Source organism: Aquimarina celericrescens (genome assembly GCF_042682765.1).
Taxonomy (GTDB): Bacteria; Bacteroidota; Bacteroidia; order Flavobacteriales; family Flavobacteriaceae; genus Aquimarina; species Aquimarina celericrescens.
Map to the genome: position 1 here is coordinate 399,743 of NZ_JBHUHY010000002.1, position 19,164 is coordinate 418,906.

Consider the following 19,164-nt stretch of genomic DNA (forward strand, 5'->3'; position numbering starts at 1 on the left):
AAACACGAATTACTATTATCAAAGAGATGTCAGTCTGAGCTTGTAGAAGTTTTAAATAATTAGTTTTGAATAGTCTTCGACAAGCTCAGTGTGACATTAGGTAAATTTAATTGAGTGCCTGAGAGATAATATCATCAATTACATTAAACCCGGATTATGCATTAAAAAATCCCCGCCTGCCTATTCGAACCATCAAGGCGGGCAGGTATTACAGCTTGAAACCGCTTCAAAACCTAACGCTCCGCTGCATTTTCAAGTTTAACCAGAGCGATGCTATGCAAAAACTTGTAAAATACCAGGTTTTATTGCGTTTTCAACCTTCATGACGAAGTTTTAATACATAATCCGGGTTAAAGAGTGTTTTTATCAAGCTTTACTAAAAGCGCTTTTAAAATGAGTAAACGCTTCTGATATTTCGTCTTGAAAATGTTCCCATCTACTCTCTTCTTTTGATGCATATTTTGCTTTAAACTTCTCTATAAAGTCATCAAATTCTTGCTTACGTTTTTCAAAGGATGCTTTTGCATCTTCCTTGCCTTTATCAAATTTCTCTTCCAAAACCTCTAATTGCGCTTTAAATTTTTCGATCTCAATTAATACAAAAGCATACATTTCATTAAGCGCCTTATTGTTCTTAATTTTTACTTCGAGCTCATGCAGTGCCGTAAGCAACTGCTTTTTTTGGTTTTTAAAAGCGTCTAAGGTTTCTGCTTTCCCAAGCGCTAGCTGAACGCGAAGCTCATCAAACTTTGTATGCACTTCGTCAACCTTTTCTTTTCCTGTTTTTACTTTGGATTTACTTTCCTGGATAAACGAATCAAGGTTCTTCTTGATTTCTTCATATTTATCCTGGGCTTCGGCCTTTCCTAAGGCTGCTTTCACCTGAAATTCTTCTAACTCTACAGCTGCTTTTCTAAGTGCTTCTGCTACTTTATCAATAAAGTGAATATTTTCCTGTTTTTCCATGATCAATAGATTTTGTGTTAACCTTACTAATATCTACACATATTTTCATAATTAATATGATGAATATCAGTTAGCCACAAAATCTTGGATTTATTTTTTAATGTGAGTTCGATTTATAGCCGAGCCCTGAGGTTCTCGAAGGGCTCGGCTATAATTTATTCTGCATCCATTTAGTGATGATTTTTAGCACTTTGTCTTTTTCGAGGTCTTTATGCAATTCGTGATACCCCCCGTTGATAAGTACTAACTCTGCTTGGTTTGTTTTTTCTGAAAATTCTTGAGAGCCTTTATAATCTATAATTTGATCGTCGGTACCGTGAAGTAGTAATACGGGTGTTTCGAGTGTTGAAGCATTCTCGATCGCCCATTCCCCTGCCTCGATGATCGGAAAAGAAAAATTAGGGCTCACTTTATCATGCACCAACGGATCATTTTGATATTTCTCGACCTCTTCGGGGATTCTTGAGATGGTATTTACATTTAATCCCGAAGATAATGTTACCGAAGGAGCTATTTTTTGCATTAGTTTCCCCAAGGTCATTTTCCAGACTGGGGGTTGAAATGCCAATCGCAAAAACGGACTGGTCAAAATTGAACCTGCTATCACTGGCTTATTACGAAGTACATAATTAATTACCAGGTTACCGCCCATACTATGCCCATATAAAAAAACAGGAAAGTCTTTGGCAAGGTCTTTTGTTTTTGAAAACATACCATTCATTACCTCCATTAGCGCATCATAATTCGGGCAGTGCCCTCTTTTACCAGTACTCTTGCCATGTCCAAAATTATCGTAAGTAATCACACCGATATGCTTTGCCAACAACTCTGGGATCACATAATCGGCATACCGAGACGAATGCTCCCCCATACCATGCACCAATAGCACCATTGCTTTACAATCGTTAGGCACCCAATACTGACCAAAAAGTTGCTGTTTTTTATGCTCAAAAAAGAATTCCTGGTGTTGCATGGGTTAAATATACACGTTTATCCATACTCTTCAATAGACTTAGAGTATTATACTATTCTATAACGATACTTGAATCCAATTCTGACCAACTAATAAAGCAATTAGAATTGAAAATCATTTCGGTTGTCAATTTCTATCTCAATTACACAAGAATTTATTAACGCATATTTAACGCCATGATGCAATGACTTTTTCTATTTTAGAAACAAAAAACGAAATGAATAAGAAAAAAAACACTAACGATGTTATTCTAGCCGATATGCATGATGATGGAGTGCGTTTTAATGAAAACTTAAAGGCCAAGAAGAAACAAAAAGAAATACAAGAACAGAAAATTAATGAGTTGGAAAAAAAAGGAGAATAGTTGTATTATTACTATTGCCTACCTATTCTGGATTCAAATGGCTCGGAAATATTTTCCGGGCTGTCTTCCTATTTCAAAACTTACTTTTCGAACATCAATGATATAAACTCGGCAACACAAGCGGGTTTTTCAATACCTTCAATCTCTACAGAGCAATCCCAGGTAATTTTTAGTCCGTTATCCCCATATTCTTCGATCTTTTGGATACTGCTATGTAATCGTAAGCGGCAATCTACGGGTACCGGGTGTGGGAAACGTACTTTGTTAAGTCCGTAGTTGACCCCCATCGCAAAGCTTTCTACCACCAAAAGATCCATCAACATTTTAGACAATAATGACACCGATAAAAATCCGTGTGCGATGGGTTTTTTAAACGGGGATTCTTTTTTGATACGTTCCAGATCAACATGCACCCATTGGAAATCCTGTGTTGCTTCTGCAAAGGCATTGATCATCTCTTGTGTAACGGTAAGCCAATCGCCGGTTGGTAATGGTTTACCTTCATGTTTTCTAAACTCTTCAAAGTTTTTGCAAATAAGTTGGTTCATTGTTTTATAGCTTTATGATTAATTAATCCTCTGTCAGGTCGAGCGTAGTCGAGACCCGGTTTACAAATAGTCACCCTTCCGCTCCGCTTAGGGTTCGATTAATATCAACCTTCTAGCATCTCACCCTTCGAGAACCTCACCCTTCGAGAATCTCACCCTTCGAGAACCTCACCCTTCGAGAACCTCAGGGTTCGAGAGCACTTCGACAAGCTCAGTATGGCACCTTAGGGTTCGGGTAATTATGGAGGGGTGAGGCTCTCGAACCCTGTGTATTATATTCCTCACAACTGATATTGCACTCCTCACAATTGCTCACTCTTCCTCAATATCAATCTCCCATTCCTCAAACCTCAAACCTCAAACCTCAAACCTCAAACCTCATCCCTCACTCCTACCTCGATATCCCTCCGTCAATCGTCAAACATATTCCAGATACATACGATGCTTCATCTGATGCCAGGTATAAGTATCCGTAGGCAATATCCATAGGTGTAGCTGCTTTTTGTAGTGGTATTTGTTTCTTCATACCTTCTAGATGTTCCTTTGGGATTTGCTCAGTCATTTCGGTAAGGGTAAAACCAGGTGCCAGGGCATTGGCTGTGATTCCGTATTTCCCTAATTCCATCGTCCAGGTTTTAGACATAGCAATCACCCCGGCTTTGGTCGCCGAATAATTAGTTTGTCCAAAATTACCACGCAATCCTACATTAGAGGCTGCAGACACAATTCGGCCATATCCTGCTTCCTTCATATATTTTGAGACTACTTGGGTGCATAAGAATACCCCTTTCAAATTCACATCGATCACCGCATCCCATTCTTCTTCGCTCATTTTATGAAGCGTACGATCCTTGGTAATCCCAGCATTGTTGATCAGGATATCGATTTTACCATATTTCTTATGGATTCTTTCGGCTTCCGTCTCGATAGCGGCTTTATCGGTTACTGATATTTTGGTAAACTCTGCTGTATCGCCATCTGCATTAATTGCTTTGGCCGTATCAATTCCTTCATCCAATAAATCCCAGATAATTACCGAAGCGCCTTCTTTGGCAAACAAGGTTGAAATTGCTTTTCCAATTCCGCGGGCTCCCCCTGTTACGATAGCTATTTTGTTTTTTAGTCTCATATCTTCATTTTTTTATGTAGTAATAACGGTAATAGTTAAACCTTGAACTTCTTTTCGACCTCTCATTCATTTTCTTTGCTCGCCCGGCAGCAAACAGAACCAAAACCTGCCTGCCATCCGCCAGGTAGGCAGGGAAAAAGGGCTCTTCTTACTCCATCTCGCCCATAGCTTTCGCTATGTCGTAAGGTATTTTTCAGCTTCGCTAAAAACCAGATTTATTTTGCGTTTAAAAAGATTTTAAAAGCTCTGCTTTGAAACGTTAGAACTTTCTTTCCTCTTTAAGAGCATTGGATCACTGCTTTTCCTTTTACTGTTCTGTTCATTATATCTTCCAAAGCTTTCGAAGCTTCGGCTAGTGGATATATTTTATGAATATGGGGTTTTAGTTTTCCGGCTCCGTACCATTGCATCAGTTGCATGGTGTTTTGCATATTTTTATCAGGTGTTTTCATGGCAAAACTTCCCCAGAATACCCCAACAATCGCGCATCCTTTGAGTAATGCAAGATTTAGTGGTATTTTAGGAATATCACCTGCTGCAAATCCTACCACGAGGTAACGTCCTTCCCATGCCACACCACGTATCGCAGGTTCTGAATATCGACCACCCACCGGATCATAGACAACGTTTACTCCTTTACCATCGGTAAGTTCTTTGATACGAGCTTTTAAATCTTCGGTATCGTAATTAATCACTTCGTCGGCACCATATTCCTTACACAATTCTAACTTTTCTGTAGAAGATGCAGCAGCGATTACCTTTGCTCCCATAAGCTTTCCAAGTTCTACAGCCGCTAATCCTACACCTCCAGAAGCACCCAATACCAAAAGGGTTTCCCCTTCTTTAAGTCTTCCGCGATCCTTTAACGCATGATACGAAGTACCATAGGCCATCATAAATGATGCCGCAACCGGAAATTCCATTTCAGATGGTTTTAGAAAACAAGCATTGCCGGGCACTACCACTTCTTCGGCATAGCCGCCATGCATCACAAATCCAAAAACCTCATCACCTGGTTTTACATGCTTAATTTTGATACCTACTTCTTTAACCACTCCGGCAATATCACTTCCCGGGGTAAAAGGTAATTCAGGTTTAAACTGATACAATCCCTGAATAATCAACGTATCCGGAAAATTAACACCGCATGCTTTTACTTGCACCAGAACTTCCTTTTCTGCGGGCTTTGGGCTTTCTATATCTTCAAGAACCAAGGATGATGGTGGTCCAAATTGTTTACAAACTATTGCTTTCATTTTTGGTTTGTGAGGTTTTGAGTTTTGAGTTTTGAGTTTTGAGTATGTTAGTCTAAATGATTTAATTTGTCATGCTGAATTTATTTCAGTATCTCATCTTGTTAATAATTTCTTTTTCTTAAAGAGCCCTCTGAATCCCAGCCTGCCGGACGGGCAGGAAGTTCAGGATGACATTCAACTTGACTAAAAAGCCGTTCTAGATACCTGACCGCTAGGCAAGCATGCAATTTTTCTTCACTTTGTCACGAAAAATCACTCGTTATGACGCTTTTTATTCCTCAATCACCTTCAACACCAGTTTTCCCATTTTCTTTCCAGAGAATAGGCGTAAAAAGGTTTCATGAAAGTTTTCGATGCCTTCATAAATATCTTCTTTGCTTTTTAATTTTCCCTGAGCGATCCAACCTCCCATTTCCATGGCTGCTTTACCATAGTCTTTGGCGTAGTCCATTACTACCATTCCTTGCATGGTTGCACGATTTACTAATAATGACAGGTAATTACTTGGTCCTTTCATCGCCGTTTTATTATTATATTGTGAAATCGCTCCACAGATCACTATGCGAGCATGCATACGTAATCTAGCTAAGGCTGCATCCAGAATTTCTCCTCCTACGTTATCAAAATACACATCAATTCCCTTGGGACATTCGCGCTTTAATCCTGCATGCACATTTTCTGATTTATAATCGATTGCACCATCAAAACCTAATTCGTCTACAATATATTTACATTTATCGGCTCCTCCGGCTATTCCAATAACTTTGCATCCTTTAATTTTCGCAATTTGTCCCACTACGCTTCCTACAGCTCCGGCTGCACCAGAAACTAAAACAACATCTCCTTCTTTGATTTTACCAACTTCCAAAATTCCAAAATAAGCGGTCATTCCGGGCATACCTAAAGTACCGATATACGTCGGTAGCGGAGCTAAGTTTGGATCAACCTGATACCAATTACTTCCATCGGTCACTGTGTATTGTTGCACACCGCCCCACCCTGTTAGGTAATCTCCTTCTTTAAATTTAGGATGATTATTTGCTTTTATTACTTTTCCTACTGATCCAGCACGCATAACATCATTAATTTGTACAGGTTCTATGTATGATTTCCCTTCATTCATCCAACCTCTCATTGCCGGATCAAGGGATATATAATGTTGCTGAATTAAAACCTCGCCTTCATTTGGCTCTGGAATTGGGTTGGATTGTAATTCCCAGGTATCTGCTTCCGGAAGTCCTACCGGACGTTTTTTGAATATTAGTTGTTTATTACTCATGATATTTTATTTTGATTATTGTGTGTTTATTTATAAAGATGTTCCTCCGTCTAGTGTAATGGTCTGGCCAGTAATGAATTTTGTGCTATCTGAAGCTAACCAAACTACGGCCTCAGCAATTTCTTCGGCCAAGCCATATCGTTTCATCGGGATTACACTCTTTAAACGCTGGTCCATATCTGGTCGAACCGATAATAACTTATCAAGTAGAGCAGATTCTGTATATCCAGGGCAAACCGCATTGATGCGTATATTTTTGGTAGCATATTCTAAAGCTGCCGATTTTGTCATTCCGACTACAGCGAATTTGCTTGCGCTATATGAGAGATTATTTAATGAAGCTTTCAGACCAGCCAGAGATGCTATATTTACAATATTTCCTTCTCCCTGTTTTACCATTTGCTTTATGGCTAACTTCATGCAATAAAACACCCCTGTTTGGTTAACCGCAATCACACTGTCCCAGTCTTCTAGGGTATAATCACCTGTTCGTGCCATATTTTTGGGTCCTATTCCTGCGTTATTGACCATCACATCCAAACGACCATAATGTGATACGGTTTTAGTTATAAGATCTTCTACTTCATTAAATTTGGCTACATTGGCCACCATTACAGTAGCTTCTCCTTTTGCATCCTTAATTTCATCAGCTATTTTTTGTGCTTTTTCTTCTTTTACATCTGAAACTACTACTTTGGCTTGATGTTTTGCGAAATGTTTTGCAGCTGCTGCTCCTATCCCAGAACCGGCTCCTGTAACGATTACTATTTTATCTTTTACTTGCATGTATCTTATATCTTTTTATTATTTCATTTTTAATTTTTGGTAACTATTGAACCTCATGTTCATTTTCTTTGCTTGCCCAAAGAAAACGAACCAAAAGAAAGGGCACTTTTTCAAGGTATTTTTCAGTTTTACTGAAAACCAGAATTGTTTTGCTAAAATCTTTCCAAGGCTATAAGATTTTTTAACGCAAACCAAATCTTATACTGGTGAAAAAGAATTTTCAAAGCGCTGCTTTAAAACGTTATACTTTATCCTATGCATCTAATTCTTATTTCTACGTTGAAACACTTAATATCAACCTTGAATCTTCGAGTGCTTGGCTACGTATCTTTGCAGGATAACCTTCTGAAGTAATCATTTTTATAAAATCCTCTTTACTTGCATATTCTACAATCAGAATTTTGTCCCATTCTAATCCATCCTTTGGACCTATGAGTGTAATTTTGGGTTTTCCTTGATATATTACCTTAGCTTTTGAAGCTTGAAAAAAAGGGATCACGGCTTTCATATATTGGGCATAAGTCTCTGCTCCTGTAACTCCGGTTTCTTTAACTTTATCTTTAAATTTCAATAGGTTTAACATCTGAAAAGGCCCTTCAAGAGGCAACTGACTAAAATCCTGAAACTGTTCTGAGGTAACTCCAATATATTTTTCGTTCATGTCTCAAATTTTTATTTTGTTTACTATATCCTAATTATTCCTGAATCCTCAATCATGTTGATAATTCCAGGATAATGCGTCTTCATAGTATGAATCATAAAATCAAAAGGAACATCTTCAAAATGGCCATAATCTTCTACATATTCCATAAAAATGTTTCCTTTACTATCATATTCCTGAAACATAGAATCATTTTCACCATCAAATTCTAAAGGTGTCACATTACATTTCTCACATAAAGTTTGATTAAATGCTGGACAAGCCTTTACCCATTTTCCATTAAGGTATATATTTACCATCCCGTGTGGTGTCAATTCATTGGTTCCAAATTTCTCGGTTAATTTTTCCACAGCTATATGGTTCTTCACCTTTGCCAAATGAATTCTAGCAGGTATTTGTAGTGCCCGCAAACCTGCAACTAATACAATTGATTTATCAACACAATGACCGTATGGTTTTTTGGCAATTTCACTTGCCCTATATCCTTCTTTTGTAAGGTGTATGTTATACGGATCGTATTTCCATTGATCTCTCACCTTAAGATACAATCCTATTGCTTTTTCTTTTGGTGTTAGGGTATCGGTATTAAATTCTTTTACGAGTTTCTGAATTTCATCGGACTCGTAATCAAGAAAATATGTAGGATCTAAATAATTCATTCTAAATTGGAATTGTTAATCAATTTTATTTTTCTGAATTGCCTGCAATCCCAAATTACATAGTAATTCAGCTGCTTTATTCAGTTGTGCAAATCGAGGATCTGTGGTCAATCCCTTACTATATCTGTAATAGATCTGCTGAGCAATTACTGCTATTTTAAATAGTCCGAACACATAGTAAAATACCAGGTGATCTACTTGTCGCCCACTCTTTTTTGTATATAATTCTACAATTTCGCTTCTTCCTGGATTTCCTTCCATTATTGTAGGCGAAGGAATTCCCTGCTGGACAAGCGGATGATCACTCGCCATGGTCCAATATCCTAAAGAAGTTCCTAAATCCATCAAAGGATCGCCAAGGGTTGCCATTTCCCAATCTAAAACGGCAACGACTTCTTTCCAGCTATCATCTTTAAAAACGATGTTATCGTATTTAAAATCATTGTGCACTAGGCTATGCTTATATTTGGTGGGTTGGTTATCCTCCATCCAACGCATAACCTTTTCTGCTGCAGGCACATCTTCTGTAGCTGCTTTTAGATATTGTTTTCCCCAATTGAGCACCTGTCGTTCTACATATCCCTCTGGCTTTCCTAAATCAGATAATCCTACCGCTTTATAGTCAACATTATGAAGTTCTACAAACGTATCTAGCCAGGAATCTGCTATAGTTTTAAAGTCATCTGCAGGAATATTCCTTTTTTTGGCTTCTTTCACGTTAAGAATAATGCCTTCAACCTTTTCCATGATATAAAAAGGGCAGCCTAAAATACTTTCATTCTCAGAATACGCATACATTTTTGGCACTTTTGGAAAAGCATTGTAAATCCTAGACTGTACTTTAAACTCCCTACCCATATCGTGTCCTCTTTTTATAGCTCCAAATGGAGGTCGGCGTAGTACGTATTCATTACTTTCTATTTGCAGCAGATAGGTGAGATTAGAATAACCATGTGTGAATTGGGTAACTTTCCAATCACTTTGATCATTATCAATAAGACCTTCTTTTTGTAAGAATATTTTTAATGTTTTTTCATTTAATTCTTCGCCTTTGCGCACGTTTTGCATTTTATTGTATTGGTTAATTTGTCTTCGACAAGCTCAGACTGACAATTTTATTTTGAATAGGATACTATTAGCTATATCTTAATTGTAGCATATTTATTAATCACACTTTTACCCAGTTGATACATATGCACCTCGTCGGGACCATCGGCCAAACGTAGCATTCTTGCCGCTACAAAAAAATGTGCCAAGGGTGTATCTGGTCCTACTCCCTTTCCGCCGTGAATCTGCATCGCACGATCGATCACATTCAATGCCATATTAGGAGCCACAATTTTGATCATAGCAATAAGATCTTTTGAAATTTTATTTCCTTCTTTATCCATTTTATCAGCTGCGGAAAGTGTTAACAATCGTGCCTGTTCAATTTCACACTGAGATTGAGCGATTTCTTGGCGAATACTACTAAAATCTTTAAAGGTTTTACCAAACGCAATTCGTTCTGAGGCACGTTGAGACATTAATTCTAAGGATCGTTGTGCCATCCCTATCAAACGCATGCAATGGTGAATACGGCCAGGTCCCAAACGTCCCTGAGCAATTTCAAAGCCTCTTCCTTCTCCAAGGATAAGATTTTTTTTAGGTACTCTTAGATTCTCTAATACAATTTCGGCATGTCCTTCGGGTGAATCATAAAACCCGAAAACCGATAACGGTCGTATAATTTTAAGTCCGGGAGTATCCATAGGCACCAAAATCATACTTTGTTGTTGATGACGTGGGGCATCGGGATCCGTTTTCCCCATCACAATAGCTATTTTACAATGAGGATCCATTCCACCAGATGACCACCATTTACGACCGTTGATCACATAATCATCTCCGTCACCGGTAATAGAAGTTTCAATATTAGTCGCATCAGAAGAAGCAACCTGTGGTTCTGTCATTAAAAACGCCGAACGAATTTCACCGTTCATCAAAGGTTCTAGCCATTGTTTTTTCTGATACGGAGATCCGTATTTTGCCAGCACCTCCATATTGCCTGTGTCTGGAGCGTTGCAGTTAAACACTTCTGAGGACCACAATACACGACCCATAATCTCTGCTAACGGGGCATATTCAAGATTAGTCAATCCAGGACTTAATTCTCCATAACTCTTAGGTAAGAAAAGATTCCATAAACCAGCAGCTCTTGCTTTTGCCTTAAGATCCTCCATGCCAGGCCAACGTTTCCATCTATTGTCGGGGTCATAATTAAAGGCGCTAACTTCCTTTTCTATGGGCAGAATATGTTCTTCAAAAAATGTATTCAGTTTTTCTTGAAGTGAAGTTGTTTTTTCTGTGTAATTGAAATTCATTAGTATAGCGATCGTTAAGAGATTACTGTCTGTATTTCAACAAGCTCATTGTGTCGTACAGCCACATTATTACATTATCCGGCGATCATATATCCTCCGTCTGCATTATAAACACCACCGGTCATATATGCTCCGGCATCTGAGGCTAATAAGCATACAATTCCGGCTATTTCATCAGGCATTCCCATACGTGCACTTGGTAAAGTCTTTTCTATCTTTTGAAGTAGTTTTTCATTTTGCCAAAGTGCTGCGCTAAATTTGGTTTTGATCAATCCCGGGCATACGACATTAGCACGAATACCATACGGACCCCATTCTTTTGCCTGATTTTTGGTTAACATTAATAATGCCGCCTTGCTAGTGCTATATAATCCTAATCCCGCGCCAGGATGCAGTGCTTCTACCGAAGCTATATTAACAATACTACCCCCTCCTCGTTCTTTCATCGAAGACATAACTAAATTAGACAACATCCAGGGAGCTTTCACATTCACATCCATAATCTTATCAAACACCTCTTCGTCTGCATCCTCAATCGGGCCATACACAGGATTAATAGCTGCATTGTTTATTAAAATATCAATTCCGCCATAATGCGCTATAGTTTTATGTACCAGGTTTTGGCGTTCTGTTTTTTTTCCTATATGACATGCTATGCCAACAGCTTCTAGTCCAGCGGTTTTAAATTCTGCTGCAACTTCGTCTACAGCCTCCTGACTTCTACTGCTTATAACGACTTTGGCTCCATATTCGGCAAGGCCCTGAGCGATTGCTTTTCCAATTCCTTTACTGGAACCGGTAATAACAGCCACTTTACCTTCAAGATCGAACGATTGTTTTATACTGTTCATTTATTAATTGGTGAGTTTAATGATAAAAGGTGTTTTTATTTCTAATTAAGCACTTCTTTTTCGTCCGCGATAGTAAGTGTTTCTTCATCCATTAGAATTTCTGAAAGACCACTAGTTTTAGGTACTTCATACTTGAAGAAAAATTTCATAGCATGAATTTTATTCTCATAAAAATCCTCTGAATGATTTTTTTGTCCAGTAACTAAAGCGTTTTTTGAATGAGCAGCAATATCTAACCATATCCACGCCATTGTGATTGTACTTAAGTATTCCATAAAAGGAGTAGCATCAGACAAAAAGCGCTCGAAATCACCCTTTTTAGCATAATGGAGTAGCGATTGAATTACTTTTTGAGCTATTTTTAGCTTTTCCCCAAGTTTTACAGCATATTTTTTTAACTGATCGTATTTGGAAACTTCTTCAATGGTTTGAAGAATTTCATTCGTAAGCAATTCTAATGCTTTTCCATTTTCTAATAGTAGTTTTCTTCCTAAAAGGTCTTGAGACTGAATACCGGTCGTCCCTTCGTAAATTGGAAAAATACGAATGTCTCTATAATATTGTTGTAAAATAAAATCTGTACAGAAACCATAACCACCAAGTACCTGTAAGCCGTTTGAAACTGCTTGTGCTCCCATTTCTGACGGATAGGTTTTTACCATCGGAATAATTAATTCGAGTAATAAGGCATACTTATTTTTCTCTGACTCATCCTTCATGGTTTCTTTAAGATCATAATATTTTGAGGCAAGTAGTACTAAACTTAATGATCCTTCGGCCACGACTTTTTGATGTAGTAACATTCTGCGTACATCAGGATGGTTAATGATTAGGGTTTGTCCTTGTTCAGGATTTTTCTTTCCGTCACTGGCTAATTTACGTCCTTGCGGACGCTCCTTTGCATATTGCAAGGATGCGTGATACGCCGCCGTAGCAATTGCAGCTGCTCCTCGACCTACTGCAATACGTGCACCATTCATCATTAAAAACATATATTTCAAACCTTGATGGGGCTCACCAACCAACCAGCCACGACAATCATCAGCATCTCCAAAACCAAGATGTGTAGTGCAATATCCCCTTTGTCCCATTTTTTGAAAATCGGCTACCGTAGTTACATCATTAGGGTTAAGATTGCCATCACTATCTGGTCGTTTTTTAGGCACCACAAACAAAGAAATCCCTTTGGTTCCTGCTGGTGCTCCTTCTATTCTTGCCAACACGAGATGCACAAAATTATCAGCATATTGATGATCGCCCCCAGAGATAAAAATTTTTTGTCCAGAAATTTTATAATACCCCTCATTGGTAGGTACTGCTTTGGTTACGACATCAGATAATGAGCTTCCCGCTTGCGGTTCGGTCAAACACATGGTGCCTCCCCACTCTCCGGAAAGCATTTTAGGAACATAAGTGTCATTCAAAGCTGCATTTCCAAAATGCACGATTAATTCTGCCGATCCCAACGTTAAGCCAGCATATCCAGGTAAATGATTATTTGCTGCATCTTGAATAAAAGCGGATGCCGTATAGACCAGCATGGGCAACTGCAATCCTCCTGCATCATAGTCAAAAGTACCAGAAATTAGTCCCATTTCGCCTCCTTTTTTCATCATGACATCAACCTGTTTATGCACAAATACATTACCATCTTTATGATACGCCGGTTGCTCGTCCATCTCTTTGATGTAAGGAAACAACTCCCGGTCTGAAAACTCTTTGACTGCTTCTAAAAACATATCTAAGGATGCTACGTCATGATCTGCAAATCGATCTCCTTCTAACACCTCTTCAAGTTGATGTACATCGTACAAAAGATATTTAAGTGTTTCAAAATCTATATATTCATTAGCCATTGTGTGAAGTTTTTTAAAGTTGGATATTAATACAGTAATAAATTACGGAAATATTTGATGAATTCTTATTAAACCAGTTTAATAAATACCGAATTTTTGATACTCTTAACTTTTATAATCAAGAATATCAAAAATGATTAGTAATCTAGTATACAATATATCATTTTTGACTTAGTCGCTTTCTGATTTTGGAAAGTCCTACTGGTGTTAACCCCAGGTATGAGGCGATTAGATATTGAGGAACGCGTTGAAAAAGTGTAGGCCGCTTTTTAAGTAATTGCAAGTACCTTTCCTGGTTCGAAAGATTTCTAAGTTGATTAATACGATGAAAGTTAATAACAAAGGTTCGTTGCATAGACAACCTACCAAAACGTTCAAGCTGATGAGAATGATCAAATACTTTTTGAACATCGGCTTTTGAAATCGTATATACCACAGAATCTTCTAAAGCTTCTAGATAACATTGTGACTGAATATCTTCGATATAGGCATATAAATCTGTGAAAAAATAGCCCTCGGTAAAAAATTCCATTACCTGGGTATTACCCTGTTCGATAGTGTAGTAAGAAACACAGCCTTTTTTCATAAAATAAAAGCTATCTATATATTGACCCGGTTTAAGTAAAAAAGTTCCTTTTTTAAAAATTTGTTTCTTGTAAAACCGAAGACCAAACTCCATATCAGCGTCACTAACATGCGTATAAGATCGTATTGTTTGTTTTAAGTCCTCCAAGACACTATTGATGTTTTTAACGAAAAAACAAAATATTTTTCAAATCGCAAAAATTACCAACAATTAGATTCAATTATATAATCCCTGGATTCAATTCTTAACTCAAAAAATATAGTTTTAAGGCACTAGATAAACATTATGGTTTAACCGTAGTAAAAATTTAACTTTTGTTTGTAGCTTTAAAGAACTCAAAACCAAATAAAAACCTATATTTGCAGGCCTTCAAAAGGACTTCAAACAACCTATCCAACTTAGTATTGGATTTTATGGACACAATTAACTTTTATCAAATATCAATTTTCCTTTTTCAAGGTTTAATAGTTGCTTCATTGATACTGCTATTATTTCGCCTTAGAACAGTAATGGGTAATGGTCTGCTTTTTACTTCGCTAGGGCTATTTCAATTCATACAAGTTTTCCTTGCAAGTACTCTTTATTTCGAAATTTCTGAAACTCTTGTTGTATCACCAGGCTCGTCTGTCTTGTTCTCGGCCACTTTGTTCACTGTATTATTAATTTATATAAAAGAAGATGCCATTACAGCGAGGAAACTGATATACGCTTTGGTAGTCGCAAATCTTGTTTTATGCTTTCTTTTGCCTTCTTTTCGTTTGAATATTGAAGGGGCTTATAGTTATAATCCTTTTGATGTCTCTACAGAATTTTTTTATACTAATGTTTTTGTACTTTTTGCCGGCACTGGTCTTCTGTATATCGATTCTATCTTAATCATTTTTATTTTTGAGTTTGTTTCAAAACATATTAAGACTCTCTTTTTTAAGATTCTCATCACCATGACCGCAGTACTAAGTTTTGATGCGATCTGTTTTTCTCTTGGGGCATTTTGGTTCTTTGATGACGTTTTAAAAGTGATGTATTCTGGACTGATTTCAAAAGTTTTTATGGCTATTTTTTACAGTATTTTGTTTACGATTTATTTAAAATTTATTGAAAAAGAAGAGTTTCAAACCGATTATCTCACTTTTAAAGATATTTACCATTCATTAACGTATAGACAGAAGTTTGAAGTAGCAGAGAGAGCTATACAACTTACTGAGAGCAGATATCATACCTTGACGAATCTAGTGCCGGTTGGTATTTTCATGACCCGGGCAGACGGGAAAACAACCTTTGTAAATCCTAAATGGTGTTCAATATCGGGGTTAACCCAGGAAGAAGCTCTAAATGACGGGTGGTTAGATGCTGTTCATCCTGAAGATAGAGCACGACTGAAAAAAGGATGGTATAATGATTCTTCGCGAAGAAAAGACTCTGATGCAGAATACAGATTTATGAAACCTGATGGTTCTATTACCTGGGTATTAGGACAAGCGATACCCGAATATAATGACAGACGAGAAGTCATTGGATATGTTGGTACAATAACTGATATTACCGACATCAAATTATATGAGATAGAGCTGAATCGACTTAAAGAAAAGGCTGAAGAAAGTGACCGCTTAAAATCGGCTTTCCTGGCTAATATGAGTCATGAGATCCGCACCCCTATGAATGGAATATTAGGGCTAGCAGAACTCTTAAAAGAACCTAAACTAACAGGTGACGAGCAACAATTGTATCTCGATTTGATCAAAGAAAGTGGAGCAAGAATGCTGAACATTATCAAAGATATCATTGATATTTCAAGAATTGAAGCAGATCAGGTCAAAGTATCTGTTAATGAATTTAATATCAATAAACAAACAGAATATTTGTATAATTTCTTTAAACCGGAAACAGACAAAAAGGGAATAACCTTAGTACTAAAAAATGGATTGACTGAGGAAGACGCAATGATTAAAACGGATAAAGAAAAGTTTAATGCTATTCTTACTAATCTAGTCAAAAATGCTATTAAATATACCAATGAAGGTACTATAGAATTTGGATATCATCAACTGACCGATTCTCTTAAGTTTTATGTAAAAGATACCGGCATGGGAATTGATAAAAACAGGCAAGAAGCAATTTTTGATCGATTTGTTCAAGCCGATATAGAGGATCGTTATGCTTTGGAAGGTGCTGGAATAGGACTGTCAATAGCCAAAGCGTATGTTGAGATGTTAGATGGTAAGATTTGGTTAGAAAGTAAGAAAAATAAGGGCTCCACTTTTTATTTTACAATTCCTTACAAAAAAGCATAAAACAAAAAAGCAGGAAAAAAATTTCCTGCTCTAATATCTTTGATAAGCACCCATTTATTCCTTTCTCACGATCTTAGCTCCAATAGCCCTAAGACGCTCATCAATATTTTCATATCCACGGTCAATTTGTTCAATATTATGTATCGTAGAAGTCCCTTTGGCACCTAGCGCAGCAATTAGTAATGAGATCCCTGCTCTGATATCTGGTGACACCATGGTTGTGGCTTTCAAAGTAGACTCAAAATCATGTCCGATTATAGTAGCTCTGTGTGGGTCACACAAAATGATTTTTGCTCCCATATCAATAAGTTTATCCACAAAAAACAAGCGACTCTCAAACATTTTTTGATGTACCATAACTTCTCCTCTTGCTTGTGTGGCAACAACCAATACAATACTTAAAAGATCAGGAGTAAATCCTGGCCAAGGCGCATCAGCAATAGTCATAAAAGATCCATCAATATAGCTTTCGATCTGGTAACCATTTTTATGTGCTGGAATAAAAATATCGTCTCCAACGCGTTCCAACGTAATTCCTAATTTTCTAAAAGTATCGGGGATGATCCCGAGATTCTCCCAACTAACATTTTTGATGGTAATCTCACTTTTTGTCATTGCTGCCAAACCGATCCAAGAACCAATCTCGATCATATCTGGTAATACACGATGCTCACAACCCTTTAATTCTTTTACACCTTCAATAACTAGCAAATTAGATCCCACTCCGCTAATGTTAGCTCCCATAGAGTTTAACATCCTACAAAGTTGTTGGAGATAAGGCTCACATGCAGCATTATAAATTGTAGTGGTTCCTTTTGCTAATACGGCTGCCATGACAATATTAGCAGTACCAGTAACTGAAGCTTCGTCTAACAGCATATACGTTCCCGTTAAGCCTTCTGGAGCTTCTACACCATAAAAACGCTCTTCCTTATTGTAACGAAACTCTGCTCCCAGATTAATAAACCCCTGAAAGTGTGTATCTAATCGTCTTCTTCCTATTTTATCACCTCCAGGACGTGGAATGTATCCTTTACCAAATCGAGCCAACAGCGGTCCAACGATCATAATCGATCCCCTAAGACCACTTCCTTCTTTTTTAAATTGCTCGCTTTCCAGATATTCTAGGTTTAATTCATCGCTTTTAAAGGAATACTTGCCTTTTTCAAGCTTTTTTATTTTTACACCTAGATTACCCAGGATTTCTATTAATTTATTGACATCTCTAATATCTGGTATATTAGAAATTATTACTTCTTCTGGAGTTAGTAATACTGCACAAAGAATTTGAAGAGCTTCATTTTTTGCTCCCTGGGGAGTGATTTCCCCTTCGAGCTGATGCCCTCCTTCAATCTGAAAAGTACCCATTTAGTAAATAGTCATTAGTGGTTAGCACTGGTGGCTGATTAGATATTTAGTAGCGTTTTTTTCCTCTACTACGGTAACTCTTTTTGCTTCCGGAGTTAGTTTTTTTCTTCTTACCTCTTAGTAAGTTTGAAGAATCTGTAAGATCTTCTTTACTTCCTTTAAGATTGATCTTACCGTTACTTAGCTCAAAAAGATGATCAAAAATTACACTGTCTTCAACTGTGTCTTTATTCCAGTTTAAATAGCATTTTTTCATATGATTTGCAATCGTATAAGTAAGTGCGGTTTTTAGATCGCCTTCTTCCCAACTATTTGCAACATCGATCATTCGTTTGATATTATTTCCATAAAAACGGTATTTGGGGAAATTTTGCGGATAGTTTAAAGGTTCTGGTCGTTCCTGAAGCTTTTCTTTGGTTAAAACAGGAAATGGGGCCTCTACATCAAGTTTGAAATCGCTCATGATAAATAACTGGTCCCAAAGCTTGTGCTGAAACTCTGGCACATCACGCAAGTGTGGCTGCAAATTACCCATAACCGCAATTATAGACCTGGCAACTTTGTTTCTTTCTTCCTTATCTTCAATAGATACGGCATAATTTATCATCTTTTGCATATGGCGTCCATACTCGGGTATGATAAGCTTTTCTCTTTCTGTATTATATTCTAAATTATCAATTATCATGAAAAAAAATTTAAGTGAAGTATTTTAGCCATAAGTAAGGGCGATAATAATTCGTTTCGCAAAATACTAAAATAAAATAAGTAAGCTATAGACTTATATAAATTTATTAGTGACCAATATTGGGGTATCTTAAAGTGCAAATATGTAATTGGACTTTATTTCTATTCACAAACTACAATGATATCACTCCTTCAACTTTTATGGCTACTTCTTTATATTTAAGAATAACCTGATCGGGATTCTTCATTCTTACATTAATAGATACACTAGTATATTTACCGTTTTTAGATTGTTTTGTATTAATTACAGCTCCCAGATTATCAAATATAGTTTCAATCTGAGTAATTTTTGAAGTATCAGTAGGTACTATAAATTTATATAAATAAGCAGTGGGCCATAATGCAGTATCTGCTAATTGTACTTTTAATTTTTTATAAAATTCTTCTGAGTCTCTCATATTCTCTATCTACCAAATTTTAGGCCAAAGATAATACTTATCATTTATAAAAATACTTAAGAAGATACAAACTCTTACCCAATTTT

General features: G+C 37.1%; 19 protein-coding genes. 2 read left to right on the forward strand and 17 right to left on the reverse strand.

Annotation, left to right across the window (positions count from 1 at the left end; genetic code table 11):
* Positions 1-366: 366 nt before the first annotated feature.
* Together ACFSJT_RS01780 and ACFSJT_RS01785 are read right to left on the reverse strand one after the other, a co-directional pair.
* Positions 367-966, reverse strand: coding sequence for a hypothetical protein (locus ACFSJT_RS01780; protein WP_378318477.1), 600 nt, complete (start codon positions 964-966; stop codon positions 367-369).
* Between the two features lie 148 nt (positions 967-1,114).
* The gene (locus tag ACFSJT_RS01785) at positions 1,115-1,939 is read right to left on the reverse strand and encodes an alpha/beta hydrolase (protein ID WP_378318479.1); all 825 of its coding nucleotides are present in this window, start codon (positions 1,937-1,939) and stop codon (positions 1,115-1,117) included.
* A gap of 217 nt (positions 1,940-2,156) precedes the next feature.
* On the opposite strand from ACFSJT_RS01785, the gene ACFSJT_RS01790 reads away from it, so the two are divergent.
* A complete protein-coding gene (locus tag ACFSJT_RS01790; RefSeq protein WP_378318481.1) occupies positions 2,157-2,303 on the forward strand; it encodes a hypothetical protein in 147 nt (48 codons plus the stop codon).
* 80 nt (positions 2,304-2,383) lie between these two features.
* Here the strand turns inward: ACFSJT_RS01790 and ACFSJT_RS01795 are convergent, their stop codons facing one another.
* The 12 genes from ACFSJT_RS01795 to ACFSJT_RS01850 all read right to left on the reverse strand — a co-directional run bounded on the left by ACFSJT_RS01795 (position 2,384) and on the right by ACFSJT_RS01850 (position 14,424).
* Entirely contained in the window at positions 2,384-2,851 is a 468-nt protein-coding gene (locus ACFSJT_RS01795; RefSeq protein ID WP_378318483.1) for a MaoC family dehydratase, read from the reverse strand.
* 391 nt (positions 2,852-3,242) lie between these two features.
* Positions 3,243-3,980 (reverse strand): 3-oxoacyl-ACP reductase FabG, encoded by a 738-nt coding sequence (gene fabG / locus ACFSJT_RS01800; RefSeq protein ID WP_378318485.1) that lies wholly within the window; start codon positions 3,978-3,980, stop codon positions 3,243-3,245.
* Between the two features lie 278 nt (positions 3,981-4,258).
* Positions 4,259-5,236: an NADPH:quinone oxidoreductase family protein gene (locus ACFSJT_RS01805; RefSeq protein ID WP_378318487.1), complete on the reverse strand. Its 978-nt coding sequence runs from the start codon at positions 5,234-5,236 to the stop codon at positions 4,259-4,261.
* A gap of 271 nt (positions 5,237-5,507) precedes the next feature.
* Complete coding sequence (locus tag ACFSJT_RS01810) at positions 5,508-6,515, reverse strand: NADP-dependent oxidoreductase (protein ID WP_378318489.1); 1,008 nt, start codon at positions 6,513-6,515, stop codon at positions 5,508-5,510.
* Between the two features lie 30 nt (positions 6,516-6,545).
* Positions 6,546-7,301, reverse strand: a complete 756-nt coding sequence (locus ACFSJT_RS01815; RefSeq protein WP_378318491.1) for an SDR family NAD(P)-dependent oxidoreductase — start codon at positions 7,299-7,301, stop codon at positions 6,546-6,548.
* Positions 7,302-7,575: 274 nt separating this feature from the next.
* Positions 7,576-7,962 carry a hypothetical protein gene (locus ACFSJT_RS01820; RefSeq protein ID WP_378318493.1) on the reverse strand — a complete coding sequence of 129 codons (387 nt, stop codon included), beginning with the start codon at positions 7,960-7,962 and terminating at the stop codon, positions 7,576-7,578.
* 23 nt (positions 7,963-7,985) lie between these two features.
* Positions 7,986-8,621, reverse strand: a complete 636-nt coding sequence (locus ACFSJT_RS01825) for a transglutaminase-like domain-containing protein (protein WP_378318494.1) — start codon at positions 8,619-8,621, stop codon at positions 7,986-7,988.
* Between the two features lie 15 nt (positions 8,622-8,636).
* Complete coding sequence (locus ACFSJT_RS01830) at positions 8,637-9,689, reverse strand: phosphotransferase family protein (protein WP_378318495.1); 1,053 nt, start codon at positions 9,687-9,689, stop codon at positions 8,637-8,639.
* 71 nt (positions 9,690-9,760) lie between these two features.
* A complete protein-coding gene (locus ACFSJT_RS01835) occupies positions 9,761-10,984 on the reverse strand; it encodes an acyl-CoA dehydrogenase family protein (protein ID WP_378318496.1) in 1,224 nt (407 codons plus the stop codon).
* 74 nt (positions 10,985-11,058) lie between these two features.
* Positions 11,059-11,835 carry an SDR family NAD(P)-dependent oxidoreductase gene (locus tag ACFSJT_RS01840; RefSeq protein ID WP_378318497.1) on the reverse strand — a complete coding sequence of 259 codons (777 nt, stop codon included), beginning with the start codon at positions 11,833-11,835 and terminating at the stop codon, positions 11,059-11,061.
* Positions 11,836-11,876: 41 nt separating this feature from the next.
* Complete coding sequence (locus ACFSJT_RS01845) at positions 11,877-13,691, reverse strand: acyl-CoA dehydrogenase (protein ID WP_378318498.1); 1,815 nt, start codon at positions 13,689-13,691, stop codon at positions 11,877-11,879.
* 160 nt (positions 13,692-13,851) lie between these two features.
* Positions 13,852-14,424 (reverse strand): Crp/Fnr family transcriptional regulator, encoded by a 573-nt coding sequence (locus ACFSJT_RS01850; protein ID WP_378318499.1) that lies wholly within the window; start codon positions 14,422-14,424, stop codon positions 13,852-13,854.
* 266 nt (positions 14,425-14,690) lie between these two features.
* Between ACFSJT_RS01850 and ACFSJT_RS01855 the strand changes: the two genes are divergently transcribed.
* Positions 14,691-16,568 (forward strand): sensor histidine kinase, encoded by a 1,878-nt coding sequence (locus tag ACFSJT_RS01855; protein ID WP_378318500.1) that lies wholly within the window; start codon positions 14,691-14,693, stop codon positions 16,566-16,568.
* 54 nt (positions 16,569-16,622) lie between these two features.
* Here ACFSJT_RS01855 and murA read toward each other — a convergent pair whose 3' ends face one another.
* From murA to ACFSJT_RS01870, 3 genes are all read right to left on the reverse strand, one after another.
* On the reverse strand, positions 16,623-17,936 hold the full coding sequence (murA, locus tag ACFSJT_RS01860; RefSeq protein WP_378318501.1) for a UDP-N-acetylglucosamine 1-carboxyvinyltransferase: 1,314 nt from the start codon (positions 17,934-17,936) through the stop codon (positions 16,623-16,625).
* Between the two features lie 46 nt (positions 17,937-17,982).
* Entirely contained in the window at positions 17,983-18,621 is a 639-nt protein-coding gene (locus tag ACFSJT_RS01865) for a DUF4290 domain-containing protein (RefSeq protein ID WP_378318502.1), read from the reverse strand.
* A 172-nt stretch (positions 18,622-18,793) separates the two neighbouring features.
* The gene (locus tag ACFSJT_RS01870; protein ID WP_378318503.1) at positions 18,794-19,078 is read right to left on the reverse strand and encodes a DUF493 family protein; all 285 of its coding nucleotides are present in this window, start codon (positions 19,076-19,078) and stop codon (positions 18,794-18,796) included.
* Positions 19,079-19,164: the final 86 nt, after the last annotated feature.